Below are 23,082 nucleotides of genomic sequence, written 5' to 3'. Positions count from 1 at the left end.
ACGCCGTGCCCTGAATCGTGACACGTCCGGACCCTGTTCCGGGAGTGCGTTGTGGCGTGCCGCTCCCGGTTCGTAGGCTCTTCCCGGACAGTCCCGCTCGCCGACGGCGCCCCGGGCGCGGTCCGGGGCGCGTCCCGGCGGCCCGTTCCGGGCTCCCTGGCCTCGACGGCTCCAGGTCGCTGCGCGGCGTCGGGCCGGCCGTCATCCGGTGCGGTGCGCCGCCTGGCGGCGCGGCGGCCGAATTGTGCCGCCAGCCGAGCTGGAGCCGTCGTCGGGCGTCGCCGCCCTCACCTGGAAGGACCCCGGTGCTGTACTGGCTGTTGAAGTACATCATCCTCGGCCCGCTGCTGAGGCTGATCTTCCGCCCGCAGGTGGAGGGGCTCGAGCACGTCCCGGAGACCGGTCCGGTCATCCTGGCCAGCAACCACCTCTCCTTCTCGGACTCGATCTTCACCCCGCTCATCGTCAAGCGAAAAGTCACATTCATCGCCAAAGCGGAGTACTTCACCGGTAAGGGGATCAAGGGCTGGCTGACCAAGATGTTCTTCGTCGGCTCCGGCACCATCCCGGTCGACCGGTCCGGCGGCCAGGCCGCCCGGGCCGCCCTGGACACTCAGCTCAAGGTGCTGCGGGCGGGCGGGATCGCCGGCATCTATCCCGAGGGGACCCGCTCGCCGGACGGCCGGCTCTACCGCGGCAAGACCGGCGTGGCCCGGCTCGCCCTGGAGAGCCGCGCCCCGGTGGTCCCGATGGCGATGCTCAACGCCGACGAGATCCAGCCGCCCGGCCAGCTCATCCCCACGATCAAGCGGGTGCGGATCCGCTTCGGCGCCCCGCTGGACTTCTCCCGCTACGCCGGCCTGTCCGGCGACCGGTTCGTCGAGCGGGCGGTCACCGACGAGATCATGTACGAGGTGATGGAACTCTCCGGCCGCGAGTACGTCGACATGTACGCCCAGAAGGCCAAGACCCAGCCGGTCCCCGCCTGACGCCCCAGCCGGCCGGTGGGGTCAGCAGGCGACGGCGGGGCCGGCGTCGGGCACCGGGCGGCGGGCCAGTGCCAGCAGGCCCGGCGCCTCGTTGCGCTGGGCGAAGGCGCTCACCTCGGCCAGCGGCGCGGTGACCGCCGCCCGATCCCCCGCCCGGTCCAGCTCGGCGACGGCCAGGGCGAGGGCCAGCATCCGGTCCGTCACGTCGGGGATCCGGGCGTAGATCTCCGCGCCCGCCAGGTGCAGCTCGCCGGCGCGCCGGTGGTCGCCGTCGGCCGCGGCGAGGGCCGCGGTCACCGTCCGCAGCGCCGCCTCCGACCAGGGCGTCCGGTGTTCGAGCCGGTCCAGCATCGCCCGCACGCGCACTGCCGCGTCCCGGCCGGCCAGGGTGGCCGCGTACGCCGCCGCGGCGATCCACTCGCCGCTGGCCAGCGCGGGCACCGCCGACCACGAGTCGGCCAGCTCGTCGACCAGCTCCGCCGCCTCGTCGGCCCGCCCCTGCAGGGCGCGGCAGAGCGCGGCCATGCCGAGCATGGTCCAGCGCGGCCGGTGGAAGCCGCTCCGGCGGGCGCTGTCCAACGCGGCGGCCACGTCGTCCGGGTGCCGGGGCAGGGGCTCCTCCGGACCGCCGTTCCGCTGGCCAGGTGCCGGTCGGGGCGCCGGCGGCACCGTCCGGCCGCGCAGCACCAGCAGGCACGAGCGCAGGCCGCGGACCTGCATGTCCCAGCCGCCGGTGGGGGTGTCCACGAAGGCGTCCGCGGCGGCGAGCAGCCGGGCGAAGTCCCCGTCGAAGTACGCCCGCATCGCCTCCCCGGAGTAGCTGGTGGTCAGCGTCTGCCCGCTGGCCGTACGTGCCGGCGCGGCGGACAGCAGCGCGTCCGAGCGCAGCCAGTCGCCCTCCTCGCGGACCGCGTACGCCAGGTTCTGCACCGCCCGGTGCAGCGCCAGCAGCTGCTGCGCCCGGCCGTACTCGACGAGCACGTGCAGCTCGTCCAGGCCCGACCGGTCACCCGACTGGTACCGGGCGGTGGCCGCGGTGATCCGCGCGTTGGTCCGGGTCTCCGACAGCCCCAGCCGCGCGCCGATCTCCGCCGCGGTCTCGGCGGCGGCCACCGCCGGGTCCCGCTCGTAGTTGAGCATGTGCAGCCGGCCTAGCTCCGCGTACGCGTCCGCCTTCTGGCCGCTGTCCGGCAGCGGCTCGAACAGGGACACGGCGCGGTTGAGGCAGGCCACCGCGGCGGTCCGGTCGGCGCGCAGCCAGGCGGCCTGGCCGAGCAGGGTCCAGGCCCGGGCGGCGCAGGGGTGGTCGCCGTGCGCGAGCAGCCGGTCGGCGAGCGCGTGCAACTGCTCCGGCCCGCCGCCCGAGAGGAAGGCGTTGCCGTCTCGGTAGAACGAGATCTCGGTGCTCAGCAGCTCCAGCTGCAGCCGGCCGATCGGGTCGCTGTCGTCGGCCAGGCCCAGCGCCCGGCCGGCGTGCGCCGCCGCCGCGTCCAGCCCGTGCAGGGCGTACGCCCGGCGGGCGGCCCGGTGCAGCGCGGCGCGTGCCGGGCCGGCGTAGCGGTGGGTGTCCATGCCGAGCGTGCGGGCGATCTCGTGGGCCGCCCAGCGGTGGTGGGCGAGCACCTCGGCCAGGTCGGTGTCCCGGCTCTGCGACAGCGTGTCGAGCCAGTCCGCGGTGCGCTCGTGCCGGGCCACCCGCTCGGTACGCGGCAGCCGCTGGTAGCAGACGTCCCGGACCAGGACGTGCCGGAACCGGAACTCCGGCTGCCCGGCCATCGTCGACGCCCCCTGCTCGTGCACGAAGTCGCGCTGCTCCAGCCGGCGCAGCGCGCGCTCCACCGACTCGACCGGCTGGCCCAGCGCGGCGGCCACCGCGCCGGGCCAGAACTGCACGCCCACCACCGAGGCGGCCAGCAGCACCGCCCGGTCCTTGGCGTCGAGCAGGTCGATCCGGTTGGCGATGACCGCGTGGACGCTCTCCGGCATGGGCAGGTCGAGGTGCTTGTCCAGCGACCAGCCGCGCCCGGACTGGCGCAGCGCGCCCTGCTCGATGAGCATCCGGACGTACTCGTGGGCGTAGAGCGGGTTGCCGCCGGCGACCTCCACCAGCGGGGTGAGCATCTCGGCGGGGAACGCGGCCTGGCCGAACATGTGCGCGTAGAGCGAGGCGATGCCGGTGTCCCGCAGCGGGGGCAGGGTGATGGTGACCGAGCCGGTGATCGTCCCCGCCCAGCTCGGGTCCCGGTCGACCAGCTCCGGCCGGGCGGTGCAGAGCAGCAGCAGCGGCACGTCCCGGGCGGCGGCGCCGAGCAGCTCGACGAAGCGCAGCATGGCGTCGTCGGCCCAGTGCAGGTCCTCGAAGACCAGCACGGTGGGGCGGCGGGCGGCCAGGGCCAGCAGGAACCGCCGCCACGCCGACTCGGCCTCCTCGGCCGGCAGCGTGGTGCCGGTCAGCCCGACCAGCGGGCGCAGCGCGTCGACGATCCGGTCCCGCTCGGCCGGCCCGACCAGCTCGGTCACCGCGGACGTGAGCCGCTGCGCCGCGGTCGACGCCGGGTCGGTGTCGAGGATGCCGGCCTCGGTCTTCACCACGTCGGCCAGCGCGGCGAAGGTGACGTTCTCCCCGAACGGCGGGCACCGCCCGGTCCGCCAGGTCAGCGGCTCGTCGACCAGCCGACCGGCGTGCCGGTAGAGCTCGCGGACCAGTCGGCTCTTGCCGATGCCGGCCCGGCCGAAGACGGTCACCACCTGCGGGAGCCGGTCCCGCAGCGACCGGTGCAGGGCGTTGACCAGCAGACCCAGCTCGTGCTCTCGGTCGATCAGGGGCGTGGTGTCCGGCTCCTGGTCGGTGGGCTGCCGGCGTACCGGGGCGAGGGCGAGCCAGACCTCGGTGGGGGTGGACCGACCGCGCAGGGTGACCGGCGGCTGCTCCTCGTAGCTGATGGCGTCCTTGGTGAGGGCGTGGGTCGCGCCGCAAACCAGCACCCCGCCGGGCGGCGCCACCGACTGCATCCGGGACGCCGTGTTGACCACGTCGCCGGCCACGATCGCCTGCCCGCCGTCGCGGGCGGCGGCCACGTCCACCAGCGCCTCACCGGTCGCCACGCCGACCCGGAAGCGCAGCTCGTCGCGGCCGGACGGGGCGAACCGGGTGAGCACCCGCTGCAGCTCCAGCCCGGCCCGGACGCAGCGCAGCGCGTCGGTCTCGGTGGCCACCGGGGCGCCGAAGAGCGCCATCACGGCATCCCCGATGTACTTCTCGACCACCCCGCCGTACTGCCCGACCACCCGTTTCGCGGCCGAGAAGAAGCCGGTCTGCATGCCGCGGACCTGTTCCGGGTCGGCGCGCTCGACGTACGGGGTGAAGTCGATCAGGTCGACGAACAGGACGCTGACCCGGCGGCGGTCCTCCTGCGGCACGGCGACCGGCGGCTTGGCACCGGACCGGGCTGCCCCGCACGAGGTGCAGAAGGCCACGTCGGCGGCGAGCGGGCGCAGGCAGTGCGGGCAGACCGCCCCCAGCTCCGCGCCACAGCCACCGCAGAAGCGGTCGCCCTCGGCGGCGGTACGTCCACAACGGTCACACTGGGCGGAGATGACGCCCTCCACTGGTGGATCCTCCGGCCGGTCCCGGCCGGGCGCCGCCCCCCGCGGCGTCCATCGCGAGTATCGCCGCCGCTAGCGGTGTCAGGTACCGGGCTGTTGGCTTGTGGACACTCGTCCGGACAGCCGTCGGCGCGGTTCGCGGACTAGATTCATGCCTCGGACGACGACCGCGATCAAGGGGGCCACACCATGGTGTACGTGAAGCTGGAGAGCGACTGGACCGACGCCGACGGGGTCGCCCACGCGGCGGGGGACTCCGTCGACGTGGACGCCGCCACCCTGGCCACCCTCCAGGCCGAGGGCATCGTCATCGAGGGCTCCGGCGGCGATGACAACAGCGACTGGGCCGGGCCGGGCCGGCCCAACGAGTGGGCCGGGCCGGGCAGCGCCGGCGTCTGAGCCGGGCGGCACGACAGCAGGGCCGGGGCGGTCTCGCCCCGGCCCTGCGCGTATCCGTCAGCGGTCGTTCATCCCGGCGCGGCGGCGCAGCGCGGCCACGTCGGTCACCACGATCCGGCGCCCCTCGGTGCGCAGCCACCCCCGGCTGGCGAACGAGCCGATCGCCTGGTTGACGCTCTGCCGGGAGCCGCCGGCCATCTCGGCGAGCTGGCTCTGGTTGAGCTCGATGGTGATCATCGGCGCCTGGCTCTCGCCGGCGAGCCGGACCAGCGTCTTGGCCACCCGGCCGGGCAGGTCGAGGAAGACGTGGTCGGCGTTCTGCTCGGTGAGCCGGCGGATCAGCCCGCCGAGCGAGCGCATCACCGCGTCGAGGATGCGCGGGTTCGAGTGCACCAGCTCCATGAAGGCCGGCCGGGACAGCGCCAGCGCGGCGCAGTCCTCGATCGCCTCGGCCGACGCGGACCGGGTGGACGCGTCCAGCAGGGAGACCTCGCCGAGCACGTCCGGCGGACGGATCACCGACAGCACCGCGCGCTCTCCCGTCGGTGCGGTGCGGAACACCGCCACCGCCCCCCGGCGCAGCACGATCAGCGACTCGCCCGGGTCGTTCTCCACGAAGAGCAACTGACCCTTGCGGTAGGTGCGCGGCACCGCAGCGGCGATGACCCGCTGCCGCACCTCCGGCTCAAGCCCGGCGAACATCTCCACGCCCGTGAGCGCGTCACCCGGCTCCGGCAGGCGAACCTCCACGGCCCAACCCCTCCCCGGTCAAGGACCACAACTCGCTCACCGGGGTGGCCCTGACATCCCGGTACGAGGCATCTGAACCGGTTCGGCGTCCGGTAGCGGTACACATCAGATCATGACGCTCCGGTCGCGTGCTGTACACCCCTGGAGACAGTTCCGTGACTCTCCCGAACCGCCTGTCCGAACCGTGCCGACCTCGGTGGACGCCCCGGCGACGGGCGGGCGGGGGCGGTGGGCGAGGATGGTGGGGATGGTCTACCGCTACTTCTACGACTGCGAGTTCATCGAGGACGGCCGCATCGTCGACCTGGTGTCGATCGGCGTCGTCGACGAGTACGGCCGCGAGTTCTACGCGGTCTCCACCGAGTTCGACGACTCCCGGGCGGTGCCCTGGGTGCGCCGCAACGTGCTGGACAAGCTCCCCTCGCCCGCCGACCGCGCGTGGCGGTCCCGGGAGCGGATCCGGGACGACCTCTACGAGTTCCTGATGGCGCCGGTCCGGGACCGCCCGGGCGAGCAGTTGGAGCTCTGGGCCTGGTACGCGGCGTACGACCACGTGGTCCTGGCCCAGCTGTGGGGCGCGATGCCGGCGCTGCCGCGGGAGATCCCGCGGTTCACCAAGGAACTGCGCCAGCTCTGGGACGACCGGGGTCGGCCGAAGCTGCCGGACGCCGACGCGGACCGGCACGACGCCCTGGTCGACGCCCGGCACAACCTGGCGCGCTGGCGGGCGATGACCGAGCGGTGACCGGCAGCGGCGGCCTGCTCGGCTTCGCCGGGGCGGCGGTGCCCGGAGGGCCGCACCGCGCGGGGGAGAAGCGCCAGGTCAGCTACTGACGGGTAGCCGATCCGGCGGGCGGAAGGGGGCCGGGGCGCGGTGTCGCCGTACCCCCGCGCCGACTACAGTGCGCACTGACGGCCCGCCCCGGGCCGGCAATGGCGCCGATGGTCTGATCTGACACCTATCCTGGGGCTTATCCGGGCTTTACCTGATGCTCCAGGAGGATGAGCAGATCATGCGTATCGGCGTGCTCACCGGCGGCGGCGACTGCCCTGGTCTCAATGCGGTGATTCGGGCGGTGGTCCGCAAGGGCGTCGCCACCTACGGTCACGAGTTCGTGGGCTTCCAGGACGGCTGGAAGGGCCCGCTGGAGGGCCTGTCCAGGCCGCTGGGCATCGCGGAGGTCCGTGGCATCCTGCCGCGCGGCGGCACCATCCTCGGCTCGTCCCGGACCAACCCGTTCAAGATCGAGAACGGCGTCGAGCGGATCAAGGAGAACCTCGCCGCCCAGGGCGTGGACGCGCTGATCGCCATCGGCGGCGAGGACACCCTCGGCGTCGCCACCAAGCTGCACGAGCTGGACGTCAAGGTGGTCGGCGTGCCGAAGACCATCGACAACGACCTGGGCGCCACCGACTACACCTTCGGCTTCGACACGGCGGTCAACATCGCCATGGAGGCGATCGACCGGCTGCACACCACCGCGGAGAGCCACCACCGCACCCTGGTCGTCGAGGTGATGGGCCGGCACGCCGGCTGGATCGCCCTGCACGCCGGCCTCGCCGGCGGCGCCAACGTGATCCTGCTGCCCGAGCGGCAGTTCGACGTCGACCAGGTCGCCGGGTACGTCGAGAAGCGCTTCCAGCACCAGTACGCCCCGATCGTCGTGGTCGCCGAGGGCGCGCACCCGCTGGAGGGCCAGATGGTGCTGCACAACCAGGAGCTGGACTCGTTCGGCCACGTCCGGCTCGGCGGCATCGGCCAGTGGCTCGCCGAGCAGCTGGAGGCGAAGACCGGCAAGGAGGCCCGCACCGTCGTGCTCGGCCACATCCAGCGCGGCGGCACCCCGACCGCCTTCGACCGGGTGCTCGCCACCCGGCTCGGCCTGCACGCGATCGACGCGGCGCACGAGGGCGACTGGGGCAAGATGGTCGCGATGCAGAGCACGGACATCGTCCGCGTCCCGCTGGCCGAAGCCACCCGGGAGCTGAAGACCGTGCCGCTGGAGCGGTACGCCGAGGCCGAGGTCTTCTTCGGCAGCTGATCGACGCCGGCGGCGCGGCGGACCCGGTCGGGGTCCGCCGCGCCCCGCCTCGACCGAGAGGGGTACGGCCCATGGCACCCGAGGTGCACACCGTCGCCGTGATCGGCGCCGGCAAGATCGGCGAGCTGATGCTCTCCGGCCTGCTCCGCTCCGGCTGGCCGGTCGAGCGGCTGCTCGCCACCGCCCGGCGACCCAGCCGCGCCCAGGAGCTGACCGCCCGGTACGGCGTACGGGTGGTGGACAACCTCGTCGCGGTGGACGAGGCGGAGGTACTCGCCGTCTCGGTCAAGCCGCAGGACGCGGCGGCGCTGCTCGACGAGGTCGGCCCGAAGGTGCCGGCCGACAAGCTGGTCATCTCGCTCTGCGCCGGCCTGCCCACCACATTCTTCAGCCGCCGGCTGCCCGAGGGCACCCCGGTGGTCCGGGTGATGACCAACACGCCGGCGCTGGTGGACGAGGCGATGAGCGCCATCTCCGCCGGCGCGCACGCCACCGGCGCGCACCTGGCCCTCGCCGAGGAGATGTTCAAGCCGCTCGGCGCCACCATCCGGGTGCCCGAGTCCCAGCAGGACGCGGTGACCGCCCTCTCCGGCTCCGGTCCCGCCTACTTCTACCTGCTGGTCGAGGCCATGATCGACGCCGGCATCCTGCTCGGCCTGCCCCGGCAGGTGGCGCACGAACTGATCGTGCAGACCGCCATCGGCTCGGCGGTGATGCTCCGCGACTCCGGCGAGCACCCGGTCAAGCTCCGCGAGGCGGTCACCTCGCCGGCCGGCACCACCATCTCCGCCATCCGCGAGCTGGAGAACCACGGCGTACGCGCGGCCATGCTGGCGGCGCTGGAGGCGGCCCGCGACCGCGCCCGGGAACTGGCCGCCCAGGCCGACTGAGGCGGCAGGCACGAGCCACGGCGCGAGATCGCCCGCAACGGCGTCCCGGCAATAGGCGGCTCGCGGGCGGAAGATGAGCTGATTCTCCTGGCCCGGCTCGCGCAACCGTCACTGACGGTGCCCCCGTGTTCGTGCCGCATACTGGCGCGGTGTTCACTCTCGCCCAGGCGCGACACCTGGTGGCCACGCTGCGGCCGCGCATCGACGAGCTGATCCGGCTCCGCGCCGACCTCGCCGAGCTGCGGGTCGACCTGGCCGAGCACGGGATCAGCGCGCTCGGCGGGTTGGCCGAGGTGAAGGCCCTCGAAGCCCGGCTGCACGCCGTCCTCGAGGAGATCCACCAGCACGACATCCAGGTCAAGGGGATCGCCCCGGTGTTGCTGGACTTCCCCGGCGAACGGGGCGGCCGGGCGGTGCTCTGGTGCTGGCTGGAGGGGGACGACGAGGTGCGCTGGTACCACCGGGTGGAGTGCGGCTTCGCCGGCCGCCGCCCGGTCTGACCGCCCCTGCGGGTACGGTGCCGTGCATGGTCGACGCACGCCCGGCGACGCCGGATGACGCCGCCGAGGTGGTCCGGTTGCGCGGCCTGATGCTCGCGGCGGTGAAGGGTGCGGATCCGCCGCCGGGCCCGTGGCAGGACGTCGCGCGGGAGCAGCTACGGGAGTGGCTGGCCGAGCCCGAGCCGTCGATGGCGGCCTTCGTGGTCGACGGGCCGGACGGGACGCTGGCCGCCTGCGCGGTCGGCACGATCGAGCGCCGGCTCGGCGGCCCGGACAACCCGAACGGCCTGACCGGGTACGTCTTCAACGTCAGCACCGATCCCGTCCACCGCCGGCGCGGCCACTCCCGGGCCTGCCTGACGGCGCTGCTGGGCTGGTTCCACGAGCGGGGCGTGCGGCGGATCGACCTGCGGGCCTCCGCGGCGGGACGGCCGCTCTACCGCTCGCTCGGCTTCCAGGAGACCCGCGACCCGGCTATGCGGCTCGCGCTCCCGCCGCAGGCGGTCTGACCGCCCGGACACCGCGGCGCAACCGGCGCGTCCGGAGGGCGGGCGGCTTCCCCACCCTCCGGACGGGACGGTCAGCTGTCGGCGTAGCGGCGGGCGGCGGCGAGGGCGGCGCGCAGCTTCTCCGCGTCGACCGGTGCCGGCCGTTCCCAGTCGTTGGCCGGGTCGGCCGAGTAGAGGGCGGCGTACGCGGTGGTGTCGCGCTGGAACCGCCAGCCCTCGGCGAGCGGGCCCACGTCGACCGCGTCGTAGCCGAGGGAGTCGAGGAACCCGGAGACGGCGGCCTTGGCGGCCGCGTCGTCGCCGGCGATCGGCAGGGCGGTACGGTCCGCCGCGCCGGCCGGCCGGGCCAGGGCGAGCAGGTGCTTGAAGTAGATGTTGTTGAAGCCCTTGACCACCCGCGACTCCGGCAGGTGCCGCTGGAGCAGCTCACTGGTGGTGGTCGACTCGTCGTCCAGCTCCGGGAACCGCCCGTCCCGCTCCGGGTAGTAGTTGTTGGTGTCGATGACGATCTTGCCAGCGAGCGGCTCGGCCGGCACCGCCCGGTAGGCCCGCAGCGGGATGGTGACCACCACGAGATCGCCGGCCGCAGCCGCCTCGGCCGGGGTGGCGGCGCGGGCCCGGGGGCCCAGCTCGTCCACCAGTTCCTTGAGTGTCTCCGGGCCACGGGAGTTGCTGAGTACCACGTCGTGACCGGCGGCCAACGCCAGTCGGGCCACCGTGCCGCCGATGTTGCCGCTGCCGATCAGTCCCACAGTTGTCATGTCCGGTGCCAACCACGCGATGGCGGCCGGCATTCCCGACCAAGGTGGTCGGTTATTCGGCGGCCCGACATTCGGCCGGGGGTATCGCGTCAGCCTGGCGAAAACCTTCAGTGACCGGGATCGGATTGGTAATGATTCGTATCCATAAGGGTCTATCAACGAACCCTGCGAATTGTTGATCTTCCGTCCGGACCTGATCCATTGATATCTCTCTCCCACCACCACTTCCCACCCCCAGGAGTGCGACGTGCGGAGATCCCGTCTTGCCACCCTCGCCCTGACCCTGGCGTCCTCGCTCGGGGTTACCCTGGCCCTGGGCGCCCCCGCCCAGGCCGCCCCCGCCGACCGGTACGTCGCGCTCGGCGACTCGTACGCCTCCGGCGTCGGCGCCGACAGCTACACCTCCGAGAGCGGGTCCTGCCTGCGCAGCACCAACGCCTATCCGGCGCTCTACAACACCAACATCAGGCCGGCCTCGTACCGCTCGGTGGCCTGTTCGGGCGCGACCACGACGGACGTCATCAACAGCCAGCTCTCGGCGCTGTCCTCGACCACCACCCTGGTCAGCGTCACCGTCGGCGGCAACGACGTCGGCTTCGCCAACATCATGACCACCTGCGTCCTGCAGGGTGAGAGCCAGTGCGTGGCGGCCGTGCAGGCCGCCGAGGACAAGGCCCGGACCGAGCTGCCCGGCAAGCTCGCCAACGTCTACAACGGCATCAAGAGCCGCGCGCCCTCGGCCCGGGTGGTGGTCGTCGGCTACCCGGTCTTCTACCAGCTCGGCACGATCTGCGTCGGGCTCAGCGCGACCTCCCGAGCGAAGATCAACGAGGGCATCAACCTGCTCGACGACATCACCCGGACGGCGGCCACCTCGGCCGGCTTCAAGTTCGCCGACGTCCGGTCGATCTTCGTCGGCCACCAGCTCTGCAGCTACGGCGAGAAGTGGCTGCACGCGTTGAACTACCTCAACCTGACCATTTCGTACCATCCGACGGCCGCCGGGCAGTCCGGCGGCTACTACCCGGTCTTCCGCTCCGTCGCGGGCTGACCGCCCCGGGTCGCGCCGATTCCCGTAGCGGGGGTCGGCGCGGCCCGCGGCGCTGCCGCTGAGCCGACCCGATCCGCCCGTCCGAACCGTCGCGGACGGGATCGCTGGCTGCGCTTTCCCGGAAAGGGTGGCTATTTCGTGTTGAACAGCCACTCTCTCCGGGAATCAGGGCGGATCTTGAGCGGGGTCAGGCGGGCAGCACCTTCTCGATCGCGGCCCGCAGCTCGGCGGTGTCCGGGGTGACCTGCGGGGCGAACCGGCCGGCCACCGTGCCGTCCGGGGCGACCAGGAACTTCTCGAAGTTCCACCGCACGTCGCCGGTGTGTCCCTCGTCGTCCGGCGTGGACACCAGCTTGGCGTAGAGCGGGTGCCGGCCCGGCCCGTTGACGTCGACCTTCTCCGTCAACGGGAAGGTCACGCCGTAGTTGACCTGGCAGAATTCCTCGATCTCCGCGGCCGTGCCGGGCTCCTGTCCGGCGAACTGGTTGCAGGGCACCCCGAGCACGGTCAGGCCCCGGTCGGCGTACTCGTCAGCCACGGCCTGGAGGCCGGCGTACTGCGGGGTGAGGCCGCACCGCGAGGCCACGTTGACCACCAGCAGCGCGCGGCCGCGGTACTGCGCGAGGTCGGCGGGGCCGCCGGTGAGGGTGTCGATCTGCACGTCGAAAACGGTCATGTGGCGAGGCTACGCGCCCGCCGGACCGGTTGGCGCGGGTACAGGAAATCGATGCATCTACATCTTGACGAAGTGATGAACGCCTGAGTAGCGTCTCAGCATCAATCTGGAAAGTTTCCTAACTGTTTAGGGAGACGCCGTATGAAGAGATCGCTCCGCCGGGCCCTCTGGGCCACCGGTGCCGTGGTCGCGCTGGCGGTCGCGGCGGTACCGATGGCGACCGCGTCCGCCGCGGGCAGCGTGACCGCCACCTTCGCCAAGGTGCAGGACTGGGGGACCGGTCACGAGACGAAGGTGACCGTCACCAACGGCACCAGTGCCAGCGTGGACACCTGGCGCATCGAGTTCGACCTGCCCGCAGGCACCACCATCAGCACCTTCTGGGACGCCGACGTCACCAGCAGCGGCAACCACTACGTCGCGGTGAAGAAGAGCTGGGCCGGCCCGCTCGCCCCTGGGGCCAGCTTCAGTTGGGGCTACAACGGCACCGGGGCGTACAAGGCGCCGCTCAACTGCACCGTCAACGGTGCCTCCTGCGCCGGCGGCACGCCACCGCCCACCACGACCCCGCCGACGACCACCCCACCCACCACGGCTCCGCCGACCACTCCGCCACCGACCACCCCGCCGCCCACTACCCCGCCGCCGACCGGGGGCAAGAAGGTCGTCGGCTACTTCGCCGAGTGGGGCGTCTACGCCCGCAACTACCACGTCAAGAACATCCACACCAGCGGGTCGGCGGCCAAGCTGACCCACATCCTGTACGCGTTCGGCAACACCAGCGGCGGTCGGTGCAGCATCGGCGACAGCTATGCCGACTACGACAAGGCGTACACCGCGGCGGACAGCGTGGACGGCGTGGCGGACACCTGGGACCAGCCGCTGCGCGGCAGCTTCAACCAGCTCCGCAAGCTGAAGCGGATGTACCCGAACCTCAAGGTGCTCTGGTCCTTCGGCGGCTGGACCTGGTCGGCCGGCTTCACCCAGGCCGCGCAGAACCCGGCCGCCTTCGCCGACTCGTGCTACGCCCTGGTCAAGGACCCGCGCTGGGCGGACGTCTTCGACGGCATCGACGTCGACTGGGAGTACCCGAACGCCTGCGGCCTGCAGTGCGACAGCAGCGGACCGAACGCCTTCAAGAACGTGGTCAGCGCGCTGCGCAGCAAGTTCGGCGCCAACTTCCTGGTCACCGCGGCGATCACCGCCGACGGCAGCAGCGGCGGCAAGATCGACGCGGCCGACTACGCCGGCGCCGCGCCGCAGCTCAACTGGCTGATGCCGATGACCTACGACTACTTCGGCGCCTTCAACGCCCAGGGGCCCACCGCCCCGCACTCCCCGCTCTACTCGTACGCCGGCATCCCGCAGCAGGGCTTCTGGGCGGACGCGGCGATCCAGAAGCTCAAGGGCAAGGGGGTCCCGTCCGACAAGCTGCTGCTCGGCGTCGGCTTCTACGGCCGTGGCTGGACCGGGGTGACCCAGTCCGCCCCGGGCGGCACCGCCACCGGCCCGGCGCCCGGCACCTACGAGCAGGGCATCGAGGACTACAAGGTGCTCAAGAGCAGCTGCCCGGCGACCGGCACCGTGGGCGGCACGGCGTACGCCAAGTGCGGCAGCAACTGGTGGAGCTACGACACCCCGTCCACCATCGGCGGCAAGATGACCTACGCGAAGAACCAGGGCCTCGGTGGCGCGTTCTTCTGGGAGCTCTCCGGTGACACCAGCAACGGCGAGCTGATCAGCGCCATCAAGGGCGGCCTCGGCTGAGCCGAGGGCCGACGCATCACCCACCCGGCGGGGAGGGGCCGCAGCGGCCCCTCCCCGCCCGGCTGTCCAGCCCCGTCGAGCCACCCGAGCCGCCCGCGCGCCGGACCGGCTGACCGGGGTGGTCGAGGCAAGATGGAACGGCCGCGCGCCGCCTCGCCAGGGACGTGACCGACATTCCGGTACGACGGCTCGACATGCGGGAAGGCCGATGTGGCACACTCGCCGCTCGGCATCTTTCGATGCCCGCGCCGATGGGAGGGACCGATGGGCCTGACGCACCCGAGGGTGGCGACCGGGGTGGTGCTGCTCGCGCTCCTGCCGCTGGCCCTGACCGGCTGCGGCCTCGGCGGGGACGACGGGCCCGGGGCCGCCTCCGACGGCGGGCCGCAGCGGGCGCCGGCCGAGGAGGCGGCGGCCAAGAGCCGCGAGCGGGTGCAGGCGTACCTCGACGCGATGGCGGGCAAGGACGTCGACGCCGGCCGCAGCCAGTTCTGCGCCCCCGTGCAGGCCGCCTTCGACGCCGCCGCCACCGGCCCCAACGGCGACTTCGCCGACCATTTCACCGTGCCGCAGGCCACCATCACCGACGTCCGGTCCGGCCCGAACGGCCAGGAGGTCAGCACCTCCGTCACCGTCGCCGTCGGCTCCCGCAAGGCCACCCAGGCGCTGCTGTTCACGGTCACCCGCAGTGGTGCGGACTGGTGCATCTCCGGCGAGGCCCCGGGCGGCCACACCCCCGAACCGTCGATCACCCCCTGACCCGCCCGCCTGGCTGACCTGCGGCCGGCCGGAGTGTGGCGGTGATCTCCCACCTGCCGGAACCATCCCCCTCGGCGGCGGGTCACCCCGGCGGTCGCCGTACGCTTTCTCTCATGCGCCATGAGTGGCATCAGCTGACCCACCCGGCGGTGGGCAGCCCGGGACTCCAGACCAGCCGCCCGACCGCCGACTCCGCCGAGGACGCGGCCCTCGGCCTGGACCGCTGGCGGGAGCTGCCGCGGGCCCAGACCCCGCCGTGGCCGGACCCGGCCCAGGTCGCCGAGGTCTGCAAGGTCCTCGACACGGTGCCCTCGGTGGTCGCGCCGTACGAGGTCGACCAACTCCGGCAGCGCCTCGCGCTGGTCTGCGAGGGCAAGGCGTTCCTGCTCCAGGGCGGTGACTGCGCCGAGACCTTCGCCGACAACACCGAGAGCCACCTGCTGGCCAACGCCCGCACCCTGCTCCAGATGGCGATCGTGCTGACGTACGGCGCGTCGCTGCCGGTGGTCAAGGTGGCCCGGGTCGCCGGGCAGTACACCAAGCCCCGGTCGCTGCCGACCGACGCGCGCGGCCTGCCGGCGTACCGCGGGGACATGATCAACTCGCTGGAGGCCACGCCGGAGGCCCGGGTCGCCGACCCGCAGCGCATGATCCGGGCGTACGCCAACTCGGCGGCCGCGATGAACATGCTTCGGGCGTACCTGGCCGGCGGGCTCGCCGACCTGCACGCGGTGCACGACTGGAACAAGGACTTCGTCAAGCAGTCGCCGGCCGGCGAGCGCTACGAGGCGATCGCCCGGGAGATCGACCGGGCGCTGGCCTTCATCCGGGCCTGCGGGATGACCGACGACGAGGCGCTGCGTACGGTCACCCTCTACTGCTCCCACGAGGCCCTGGCGCTGGAGTACGACCGGGCGCTCACCCGGATCTCCGGCAACCGGGCGTACGGCCTGTCCGGGCACTTCCTGTGGATCGGCGAGCGGACCCGGCAGATCGACGGGGCGCACCTCGACTTCATCTCCCGGATCGCCAACCCGATCGGCGTGAAGCTGGGCCCGACCACCACGCCGGACGAGGCCATCGAGCTCTGCGAGAAGCTCAACCCGGACAACATCCCCGGCCGGCTCACCCTGATCAGCCGGATGGGCAACCACCGGGTCCGGGACACCCTGCCACCGATCGTCGCCAAGGTCACCGCGGCCGGCGCCAAGGTCGTCTGGCAGTGCGACCCGATGCATGGCAACACCCACGAGTCCTCGAACGGCTACAAGACCCGGCACTTCGACCGGATCGTCGACGAGGTGCTCGGCTACTTCGAGGTGCACCGCGGCCTGGAGACCCACCCGGGCGGCCTGCACGTCGAGCTGACCGGCGAGGACGTCACCGAGTGCCTGGGCGGCGCCCAGGGCATCGAGGACCTCGACCTGCCCGATCGGTACGAGACCGCCTGCGACCCGCGACTGAACACCCAGCAGTCGCTGGAGCTGGCCTTCCTGGTGGCGGAGATGCTTCGTGGCTGACGCGCGGAGTGGGCTTGCGAGCCCTGCGGTCGGCGGCCGAAAGGATGACTGTGGCTGAGTTTGTTGATCTACGATCCGACACGGTGACCCGGCCCACCGCCGGGATGCGGGAGGCGATGGCCACCGCCGAGGTCGGCGACGACGTGTACGGCGAGGATCCCACCGTCGCCGCGCTCGAGGCCGAGGTGGCCGCCCGTTTCGGGCACGAGGCCGCACTGTTCGCTCCGAGCGGCTCGATGGCCAACCAGATCGCGCTCCAGCTCGTCGTGCCGCCGGGCGAGGAGCTGCTCTGCGACGCCGACGCGCACGTGGTCACCTACGAGATCGGCGCGGCGGCCGCGTACGGGGGAATCTCGTCGCGGACCTGGCCGGCGGTCGGCGCGGAGATCGACCCGGACGTGGTGGCCGGGATGGTCCGGCCCGACGGCTACTTCGCGGTGCCGACCCGGGCGATCGCCGTCGAGCAGACCCACAACCGGGGCGGCGGCGGCGTGATCCCCCTCGCCACCCTGCGCGAGCTGCGCCGGGTGGCCGACGACCACGGGCTGGCGCTGCACTGTGACGGCGCCCGGATCTGGCACGCGCACGTCGCCGACGAGGTGCCGCTGGCGGAGTACGGCGCCCTCTTCGACACCATGTCCGTCTGCCTCTCCAAGGGCCTCGGCGCGCCGGTCGGCTCGCTGGTGCTGGGCAGCGCTGAGAAGATCGAACGGGCCCGGTGGATCCGCAAGCGGATGGGCGGGGGCATGCGGCAGGTGGGAGTCCTCGCCGCCGCCGGCCGGTACGCGCTGGCCCACCACGTCGAGCGGCTCGCCGAGGACCACGCCAAGGCCGCCCGGCTGGCCGAGGCCGTCGCCCCGTACGGCGTGCTCGCCATGCCGGTGCGGACCAACATCGTCCCGCTCGACCTGACCAAGCACCCGCTCGACGCGAAGGCTCTCGCGGCCGCCGCCCGGGCGACGGGCGTGCTGGTCTCGGTGCTCGGCCCGCGTACCGCCCGCCTGGTCACCCACCTGGACGTCACCGACGCCGCCGTCGACCGCGCCGCCGAGACCCTGACCCAAATCCTCCGCGCCTAACCCCACCCTGCCCGCCCCGCCCCGCCCCGCCCCAGCGTGTTGATCAGGGAGTTTGCGCCGCCGACGGCGCGGATTCCGCCGCAAACTTCTTGCTCAACGCGGGTTGAGCGGGGGAGTTAGGGGTGGAGGCGGGTGAGGGTGGCGATGTCGGCGGCGTGGCCGACGTGCTTCTCCGTCGGGGTCTCCACCACGACCGGGATGCCGGCGGTGGCCGGGTGGCGCATCAGCTCGGCGAACGCCGGCTCACCGATGGTGCCCTTGCCGATGTTCTCGTGCCGGTCCCGGGTCGAGCCGCACAGATCCTTCGAGTCGTTCGCGTGCACCAGCTTCAGCCGGTCCGCCCCGACGGCGGCGACCAGGGCGTCCAGCGTGGCGGTCATCCCACCCTCGACGGCCAGGTCGTGCCCCGCGGCCCAGGCGTGGCAGGTGTCGAAGCAGACGCCCATCATCGGGTGGCGGTCCACCGCGTCCAGGTAGGGGCCCAGGTGCTCCACCCGGGAGGCCAGCGACCGGCCGCCCCCGGCGCTCGGCTCGACCAGCAGCATCGGCCCGCCGCTTGCCGCCGCCTCGTCGAGCAGCGGCAGCAGGGCCTCGCGTACCTGGCGCATCGCCGCCTCGGCGTACCCCGCGTCCACCGCGCTGCCGGCGTGGAACACCACGCCCTCGGCACCGATCGCCCGGCCCCGGCGCAGCGCGTGCGCCAGGGTCTGGGCCGACCGTTCGACGGTGGCCGGGGTGGGGGAGCCCAGGTTGACCAGGAGCGACGCGTGGATGAAGACCGGCACCCCGCGCTCGCCGCAACCGTCCCGGAACAGCGCGTCCTGCGCCGGGTCGCCCGCCGGCAGGGCCCAGCCCCGCGAGTTGGAGACGTAGACCTGCACCACCTCGGCGCCGGCCGCGTCGACGTACGGCAGCGCCGCCTTCGCCAGGCCGCCGGAGGTGGGGGTGTGCGCGCCGACCCGCCGCCGCGCGCTTCGCGACTGCGGGGCGCGCGAGCCCGGCTCGCTCCGCTCGCTCACCGGACCGTCTTTCGTTCGCGGCTGCGGGGCTCGCAGGACCGGCTCACTCCTCGCGCTCACAGGCAGGTCACCGTGACCTGAGTGCCCGGCGGCACCGGCGTGTTCTCGCCCGGGTTCTGGAAGCGAGCCACCCCTGCGGGGTTGACCTGGATGTTGGCCGGGAAGCCCTGGCTCTCCAGCACCTGCTTGGCCTGATCGCACGGCAGGTCGATCACCCGGGGCACGATCACCTGCGGCGGCCCCTTGCTGATCTCCAGCTTGACCTGGGCGCCCTTCTCCACCCCGGTGCCGTCGGCCGGACTCTGGCCGAGGATCTCGTCCTTCGGCTTGTCCGAGTCCTTGTACGACTCCACCGGGGTCAGCCCGAGCTGGGCGAGGATGCCCCGGGCGTCGTTGAGGTTCTTGCCCACCAGGTTCGGCACGGTGACCGGGGCGCGGCCCTTGCTCAGCACCACCGTCACCTTCGTGCCCGGCTTGACCACCGTGCCCACCTTCGGATCGGTGGCCATCACCACCCCGGCCGGCAGTTCGTCGTCGTACCGGGCGGAGCCCTTGACCACCACCAGCTTGGCGTCGGTCAGCTCGGCCTGGGCCAGCTCGAAGTCCTTGCCCACCACGTCCGGCACCGGCAACTGCTCCGGACCGAGCGACAGGGTCAGCGTGATCGTGCCGCCCTTGAGGATCCGGGCCGCGGAGCCCGGGTTCTGCCCCAGCACGCTGTCCTTCGGCACCTTCTCGTCGTAACGGGGGTCGGCGTACTTAAGGGTGAAGCCGCCCCGGGCGGCCCGCGCCTCCGCCTCGGCCTTGGTCAGGCTCACCAGTTGGGGGGCGACCGTGTAGCGCCCCACCCCGAACCACCAGCCGCCGAGAGCGGCCACCAGGCCGAGCACCACGGCCGCCGCGGCGACCGCCAGCCGGCCCCGGGGCGAGCCCATGATCCGGGTACGCAGCCCGGCCAGCCCGGAGCCCGGGTCGCTGTCGGCGGAGCGGCGGCGGTGCGGGCGCTGCCCGCCCCCCTCGGGCAGCCGGGCCCAGGCGGGACGCTCGGCCGGGCGGACCGCCGCCACCACCATGGTCGGCTGGGCCATCGGGTTCTCGTCGCTCACCTGCCGCAGCACCGCGGTGTGGGCGTTGCCCAGGCCGTCCCGGGCCACCTGCACCTCGGCCAGCAGCGCGCCGGCGTCGGTGGGGCGGGCGCCCGGGTCGCGCCGGGTGGCCCGGCCGACCAGATCGTCGAGGACCTTCGGCAGGCTCGGGACCAGCGTCGACGGGGGCGGTACGTCCCGGTCGACGTGCTGCCAGGCGACGTCCACCGGCCGGTCGCCGTCGTACGGCACCCGGCCGGTGAGCATCTCGAACAGCACGATGCCGGCGGAGTAGACGTCGGTGCGTGGGTCTGCGTGGCCGTCGGTGACCAGCTCCGGGGCCACGTACGCCACGGTGGCCATGAGCTGGTTGCCGTTCTCCTCGGCGCTCGCCTCGACCGCGCGGGCCAGCCCGAAGTCGGCCACCTTGACCACGCTGTCCACCAGGTTGCCGGTGCCGCCGGTGGGTGCCTCGGCGACCAGCACGTTCTCCGGCTTGACGTCGCGGTGCACCAGGCCGGCACGGTGCGCGGCGGCGATCGCGGCGAGCATCTGCTCGGCGATCGCCAGGGCCTCGTCCGGGTTGAGCCGGCGCCGCTCGGCGAGGACGTCGCGCAGGGTGCGGCCCCGGACGTACTCCATCACCAGGTAGGGGAGGCCGGCGTGGGTGCCCTGGTCGTAGACCGCGACCACGTTCGGGTGGGTCAGCCGGGCGATGGTCTTCGCCTCGTCGGTGAACCGCTCGACGAAGCCGGCCATCCGAGCCCGGGCCTCGGGGGCCTGGGTCGGGTGAATGATCTTGACCGCCACGGTGCGCTCCAGGCGCTCGTCGGTGGCGGTGTACACGGTCGCCATGCCGCCACGGGCCACGCGACCGCGAATGCGGTAGCGCCCGTCGATCAGCGAGCCCAGCAACGTGTCGGCGACCTGTGTGTCCATCGGCAGGCAGTCTATGTGTCAGGAGGGTGAAGGTTGAACAGGATGCTACAGCCTAGGGCCGACGATGGTCCCGCCGCGCGTGTCCGGCCTGGTCGCGCCGCGTGCGGAAGCGCCGGACGGGGTGCCGCCGCCCGGGCCGCCCCGGCACGTGGCAGGGTGGTCGGGTGACCGAATCCGTACCCGCCGCCGCCGGCGCCGACCTGCCCGGACCGACCGACCCGGCCGGCTGGCTGACCCTGCCGGACGTGGCCGAGCGCCTCGACCTGTCGATCAGCAAGGTGCACCAGCTGATCCGCGACCGGGAGTTGATCGCGGTCCGCCGCGACGGCGTCCGCCGCGTCCCGGCCGACCTGGTGGCCAACCGCACCGTGCTCAAGCACCTGCCCGGCGTGCTCAACCTGCTCGCCGACGCCGGGTACGACGACGAGGCGGCGTTGCGCTGGCTCTACGAGGAGGACCCCACCCTCCCCGGCACGCCGGCCGCCGCCCTCGGCGGCGACCAGGCCCGCGAGGTCAAACGCCGCGCCCAAGCCCTCGGCTTCTAACCCCACCCCACCCCCGGGCTCTGCCGGTTGATCATGAGGTTGGCGGCAGTTTCTGCGATCACTCAGCCGCCAACCTCATGATCAACAGCGGCGGTGGGGTGGGGGTGGGTCAGTCGGTGCGGCGGGTGGCGGCGATGGCCAGGTCGACCAGGGCCTGCCGGGCCTCGGTGTCCAGGTCGACCGTGGTGAGGGCGGCCAGCGCGCTCTCGGTCAGCGCGGCGATCCGCAGCTCGGTACGCTCCAGCGCCCCGCTCGCCGTGATCAGCTCGCGCAGCCGGGTCACCCCGGCGGCGTCCAGCCCCGGGTCGCCGAGCCCGCCGAGCAGCAGCTCCCGGCCCGCATCGTCGACCGCCTCCAGGGCCGCCGCCACCAGATACGTCCGCTTGCCCTCGCGCAGGTCGTCGCCGGCCGGCTTGCCGGTGCGCCCCGGATCCCCGAAGACCCCCAGCACGTCGTCGCGGAGCTGGAACGCCTCGCCCAGCGGCAGCCCGTACGCCGAGTACGCCGCGTGCACCTCGGCCGGGGCGTCGGCCAGCGCGGCGCCCAGCAGTAGCGGCCGCTCGACCGTGTACTTCGCCGACTTGTAGCGGGCCACCTTGCCGGCCCGCTCCCGCGAGGTGTCCCCGGTGGCCTGGGTCAGCACGTCGAGGTACTGCCCGACGGTCACCTCGGTGCGCATCTCGTCGAAGACCGGCCGGGCCCGGGCCACCGTACGCGGGTCGAGGCCCCCGGCGTGCAGCAGCTCGTCCGACCAGACCAGGCAGAGATCGCCGAGGAGGATCGCGGCCGCGTCACCGAAGCCGTCCGGGTCGCCGCTCCAGCCGGCCGCCCGGTGCCGGGCCGCGAACCGCCGGTGCACGGCCGGCTCACCGCGCCGGGTGTCCGAGCGGTCCATCAGGTCGTCGTGGATCAGGGCGCTGGCCTGCACGAACTCCAGCGCGGCCAGGGCCGCCACCACCTGGTCGGAATCGAGCCCGCCGGCCCCCCGGTAGCCCCAGTACGCGAAGGCCGGACGCAGCCGCTTCCCGCCCCTCAGCACGAACGCCTCGATCGCCTCGGCGACCGGCACCAGGCCGTCGTCGACCGCGGTCAGCCAGCCGCGCTGGCCGGCGAGGAACTCGGTGAGGGCCTTGTCGATCCGCTGGCGCAGGCCGGCGCGGTCGACGGGGGATACGGGAGCAGCGTGGGTCACGCGTGAACGCTAGCCGGTCCCCGCCGATCGCGTCGTGCCGCCATGGCGGGGTTTCGACGGGGGTCGACGGGACCTCGCCGCCCCGGGCCCGCCCGCCGCACCTACCGGCAGGTACGGGCGGGCCGCCGCGAGCAGACCCGCGTACCGCCGGGCCGCCGGCTCGTCGCGGTGCGCGACCAGCCGCCGGCGTACCTCGGTGAGCTGGCCGACCGCCCGGGGCGAACCGGACCGGACGGCGTCGAGCAGCGCCTCGCCGGCCACCGTGCAGGCCCCCGCCACCTCGCCGAGCTGGAGGTAGCCCCGGGCCAGCCAGCCGCCGTAGACCGCGGCGCGGCGCGGCCGGTCCCGCCCGCGCGCCGCCGGCCCGAGCAGCGGCACGGCGGGCCCCGGACGGCCCAGCGCGACCAGGGTGCGGCCGGTCAGCGCGGCCAGCTCGGCCTCGTCCAGCCAGTACAGCCACGGCGGTTCCCGGCCCGGCTCGGGCCCGCCGGTCCGGTCGGCGGCGTCGAGGGCCGGCCGGGCGGCGCGCGGCCGGCCGGCCAACGCGGCGGCGAACGCCACCCGGTGCAGCAGCAGCGCCCGCAGCCCGGGGGAGGCGGCGTCGCGGGCACCGGCGTAGCCGATCCGGGCCAGGGCCAGCGCTCCCACCGGGTCCCCGGCACCGGCCAGCAGGTGGCTGGCCGACCCGAGGACGTGCCCGGCGAACGCGGGGTCGCCGGCCGCCACCGCCGCCCGCAGTGCCAGCCGGTAGCCGTCCAGGCCGCCGGTCAGGTCCCCGGCGTCGGCCGCGAGCCAGCCCGCGAGCTGGGCCGACTCGGCCAGCCCGGGCAGCAGCCGGCGGCGGCCGGCCGCCCCGGCGACGGTGAACGCGCGGGCCGTGCGGCGCAGCCGCTGGGCGCCGTGGCCGGCCAGGTCCGCCCCGCCAAGCAGGTCGTCCCAGCGTCGCAGCTCGGCCAGGTCGCCGCCGGCGGGCGCCGCCGGCCGTCCCGGCACCGGGCCGGCCG

The 23,082-nt window shown here is 73.5% G+C and carries 20 protein-coding genes and 1 pseudogene; 13 read left to right on the top strand and 8 right to left on the bottom strand.

The genetic code is table 11. From position 1 onward, the window contains the following. Nucleotides 1-305: 305 nt before the first annotated feature. Entirely contained in the window at nt 306-989 is a 684-nt protein-coding gene (locus A6A27_RS34565) for a lysophospholipid acyltransferase family protein (RefSeq protein WP_073838869.1), read from the top strand. 21 nt (nt 990-1,010) lie between these two features. Here A6A27_RS34565 and A6A27_RS34560 read toward each other — a convergent pair whose 3' ends face one another. Continuing rightward, entirely contained in the window at nt 1,011-4,598 is a 3,588-nt protein-coding gene (locus A6A27_RS34560; protein ID WP_073838868.1) for an ATP-binding protein, read from the bottom strand. Between the two features lie 186 nt (nt 4,599-4,784). Here A6A27_RS34560 and A6A27_RS34555 point away from each other — a divergent pair, with 186 nt between their 5' ends. After that, on the top strand, nt 4,785-4,994 hold the full coding sequence (locus A6A27_RS34555) for a hypothetical protein (RefSeq protein ID WP_073838867.1): 210 nt from the start codon (nt 4,785-4,787) through the stop codon (nt 4,992-4,994). A 57-nt stretch (nt 4,995-5,051) separates the two neighbouring features. On the opposite strand, the gene A6A27_RS34550 is transcribed toward A6A27_RS34555, so the two are convergent. Then, nucleotides 5,052-5,744 carry a Crp/Fnr family transcriptional regulator gene (locus tag A6A27_RS34550; protein WP_073838866.1) on the bottom strand — a complete coding sequence of 231 codons (693 nt, stop codon included), beginning with the start codon at nt 5,742-5,744 and terminating at the stop codon, nt 5,052-5,054. A gap of 247 nt (nt 5,745-5,991) precedes the next feature. Between A6A27_RS34550 and A6A27_RS34545 the strand changes: the two genes are divergently transcribed. The 5 genes from A6A27_RS34545 to A6A27_RS34525 all read left to right on the top strand — a co-directional run bounded on the left by A6A27_RS34545 (nt 5,992) and on the right by A6A27_RS34525 (nt 9,685). Continuing rightward, on the top strand, nt 5,992-6,489 hold the full coding sequence (locus A6A27_RS34545) for a polyadenylate-specific 3'-exoribonuclease AS (protein WP_073838865.1): 498 nt from the start codon (nt 5,992-5,994) through the stop codon (nt 6,487-6,489). 268 nt (nt 6,490-6,757) lie between these two features. Beyond that, nucleotides 6,758-7,786 (top strand): 6-phosphofructokinase, encoded by a 1,029-nt coding sequence (locus tag A6A27_RS34540; protein ID WP_073838883.1) that lies wholly within the window; start codon nt 6,758-6,760, stop codon nt 7,784-7,786. A 71-nt stretch (nt 7,787-7,857) separates the two neighbouring features. Further along, nucleotides 7,858-8,676 (top strand): pyrroline-5-carboxylate reductase, encoded by an 819-nt coding sequence (gene proC, locus A6A27_RS34535; RefSeq protein ID WP_073838864.1) that lies wholly within the window; start codon nt 7,858-7,860, stop codon nt 8,674-8,676. 149 nt (nt 8,677-8,825) lie between these two features. Further along, nucleotides 8,826-9,176, top strand: coding sequence for a DUF2203 domain-containing protein (locus A6A27_RS34530; protein WP_073838863.1), 351 nt, complete (start codon nt 8,826-8,828; stop codon nt 9,174-9,176). A 26-nt stretch (nt 9,177-9,202) separates the two neighbouring features. Next, complete coding sequence (locus tag A6A27_RS34525; protein WP_073838862.1) at nt 9,203-9,685, top strand: GNAT family N-acetyltransferase; 483 nt, start codon at nt 9,203-9,205, stop codon at nt 9,683-9,685. Between the two features lie 71 nt (nt 9,686-9,756). Here the strand turns inward: A6A27_RS34525 and A6A27_RS34520 are convergent, their stop codons facing one another. Then, nucleotides 9,757-10,446 (bottom strand): NADPH-dependent F420 reductase, encoded by a 690-nt coding sequence (locus tag A6A27_RS34520; protein ID WP_073838882.1) that lies wholly within the window; start codon nt 10,444-10,446, stop codon nt 9,757-9,759. 247 nt (nt 10,447-10,693) lie between these two features. On the opposite strand from A6A27_RS34520, the gene A6A27_RS34515 reads away from it, so the two are divergent. After that, nucleotides 10,694-11,497 carry an SGNH/GDSL hydrolase family protein gene (locus A6A27_RS34515; RefSeq protein ID WP_073838860.1) on the top strand — a complete coding sequence of 268 codons (804 nt, stop codon included), beginning with the start codon at nt 10,694-10,696 and terminating at the stop codon, nt 11,495-11,497. Nucleotides 11,498-11,684: 187 nt separating this feature from the next. Here the strand turns inward: A6A27_RS34515 and A6A27_RS34510 are convergent, their stop codons facing one another. Beyond that, nucleotides 11,685-12,173, bottom strand: a complete 489-nt coding sequence (locus tag A6A27_RS34510; protein WP_073838859.1) for a glutathione peroxidase — start codon at nt 12,171-12,173, stop codon at nt 11,685-11,687. Between the two features lie 141 nt (nt 12,174-12,314). On the opposite strand from A6A27_RS34510, the gene A6A27_RS34505 reads away from it, so the two are divergent. From A6A27_RS34505 to A6A27_RS34490, 4 genes are all read left to right on the top strand, one after another. Beyond that, the gene (locus A6A27_RS34505) at nt 12,315-13,940 is read left to right on the top strand and encodes a glycosyl hydrolase family 18 protein (protein ID WP_073838858.1); all 1,626 of its coding nucleotides are present in this window, start codon (nt 12,315-12,317) and stop codon (nt 13,938-13,940) included. A 264-nt stretch (nt 13,941-14,204) separates the two neighbouring features. Further along, nucleotides 14,205-14,699 (top strand): hypothetical protein, encoded by a 495-nt coding sequence (locus A6A27_RS34500; protein ID WP_073838857.1) that lies wholly within the window; start codon nt 14,205-14,207, stop codon nt 14,697-14,699. Between the two features lie 113 nt (nt 14,700-14,812). Then, nucleotides 14,813-16,219: a class II 3-deoxy-7-phosphoheptulonate synthase gene (locus A6A27_RS34495; RefSeq protein WP_073838856.1), complete on the top strand. Its 1,407-nt coding sequence runs from the start codon at nt 14,813-14,815 to the stop codon at nt 16,217-16,219. 44 nt (nt 16,220-16,263) lie between these two features. Next, nucleotides 16,264-17,298 carry a threonine aldolase family protein gene (locus A6A27_RS34490; protein WP_073838855.1) on the top strand — a complete coding sequence of 345 codons (1,035 nt, stop codon included), beginning with the start codon at nt 16,264-16,266 and terminating at the stop codon, nt 17,296-17,298. A gap of 116 nt (nt 17,299-17,414) precedes the next feature. Here A6A27_RS34490 and A6A27_RS34485 read toward each other — a convergent pair whose 3' ends face one another. Beyond that, nucleotides 17,415-18,317 carry a deoxyribonuclease IV gene (locus A6A27_RS34485; protein WP_073838854.1) on the bottom strand — a complete coding sequence of 301 codons (903 nt, stop codon included), beginning with the start codon at nt 18,315-18,317 and terminating at the stop codon, nt 17,415-17,417. Between the two features lie 56 nt (nt 18,318-18,373). After that, nucleotides 18,374-20,341 (bottom strand): Stk1 family PASTA domain-containing Ser/Thr kinase, encoded by a 1,968-nt coding sequence (pknB, locus tag A6A27_RS34480; protein WP_073838852.1) that lies wholly within the window; start codon nt 20,339-20,341, stop codon nt 18,374-18,376. Nucleotides 20,342-20,505: 164 nt separating this feature from the next. Here pknB and A6A27_RS34475 point away from each other — a divergent pair, with 164 nt between their 5' ends. Further along, a complete protein-coding gene (locus A6A27_RS34475) occupies nt 20,506-20,886 on the top strand; it encodes an Rv2175c family DNA-binding protein (RefSeq protein ID WP_073838851.1) in 381 nt (126 codons plus the stop codon). Between the two features lie 109 nt (nt 20,887-20,995). Here A6A27_RS34475 and A6A27_RS34470 read toward each other — a convergent pair whose 3' ends face one another. Continuing rightward, on the bottom strand, nt 20,996-22,078 hold the full coding sequence (locus A6A27_RS34470) for a polyprenyl synthetase family protein (RefSeq protein ID WP_073838850.1): 1,083 nt from the start codon (nt 22,076-22,078) through the stop codon (nt 20,996-20,998). Between the two features lie 9 nt (nt 22,079-22,087). Next, a pseudogene (locus tag A6A27_RS34465) lies at nt 22,088-23,082 on the bottom strand (hypothetical protein); the annotation flags it as partial.

Origin of the sequence: Micromonospora sp. CB01531 (assembly GCF_001905095.1) — a bacterium.
In the GTDB taxonomy this organism is placed as follows: Bacteria; Actinomycetota; Actinomycetes; order Mycobacteriales; family Micromonosporaceae; genus Micromonospora.
This window is presented reverse-complemented; position numbering and strand designations above follow the sequence as displayed.

Coding starts and splice junctions, on each gene's coding strand:
- A6A27_RS34555 (WP_073838867.1), top strand. CDS start 4,785: ATGGTGTACGTGAAGCTGGAGAGCGACTGGACCGACGCCGACGGGGTC.
- A6A27_RS34545 (WP_073838865.1), top strand. CDS start 5,992: ATGGTCTACCGCTACTTCTACGACTGCGAGTTCATCGAGGACGGCCGC.
- A6A27_RS34540 (WP_073838883.1), top strand. CDS start 6,758: ATGCGTATCGGCGTGCTCACCGGCGGCGGCGACTGCCCTGGTCTCAAT.
- proC (WP_073838864.1), top strand. CDS start 7,858: ATGGCACCCGAGGTGCACACCGTCGCCGTGATCGGCGCCGGCAAGATC.
- A6A27_RS34525 (WP_073838862.1), top strand. CDS start 9,203: ATGGTCGACGCACGCCCGGCGACGCCGGATGACGCCGCCGAGGTGGTC.
- A6A27_RS34520 (WP_073838882.1), bottom strand. CDS start 10,446: ATGACAACTGTGGGACTGATCGGCAGCGGCAACATCGGCGGCACGGTG.
- A6A27_RS34510 (WP_073838859.1), bottom strand. CDS start 12,173: ATGACCGTTTTCGACGTGCAGATCGACACCCTCACCGGCGGCCCCGCC.
- A6A27_RS34505 (WP_073838858.1), top strand. CDS start 12,315: ATGAAGAGATCGCTCCGCCGGGCCCTCTGGGCCACCGGTGCCGTGGTC.
- A6A27_RS34500 (WP_073838857.1), top strand. CDS start 14,205: ATGGGCCTGACGCACCCGAGGGTGGCGACCGGGGTGGTGCTGCTCGCG.
- A6A27_RS34495 (WP_073838856.1), top strand. CDS start 14,813: ATGCGCCATGAGTGGCATCAGCTGACCCACCCGGCGGTGGGCAGCCCG.
- A6A27_RS34490 (WP_073838855.1), top strand. CDS start 16,264: ATGACTGTGGCTGAGTTTGTTGATCTACGATCCGACACGGTGACCCGG.
- pknB (WP_073838852.1), bottom strand. CDS start 20,341: ATGGACACACAGGTCGCCGACACGTTGCTGGGCTCGCTGATCGACGGG.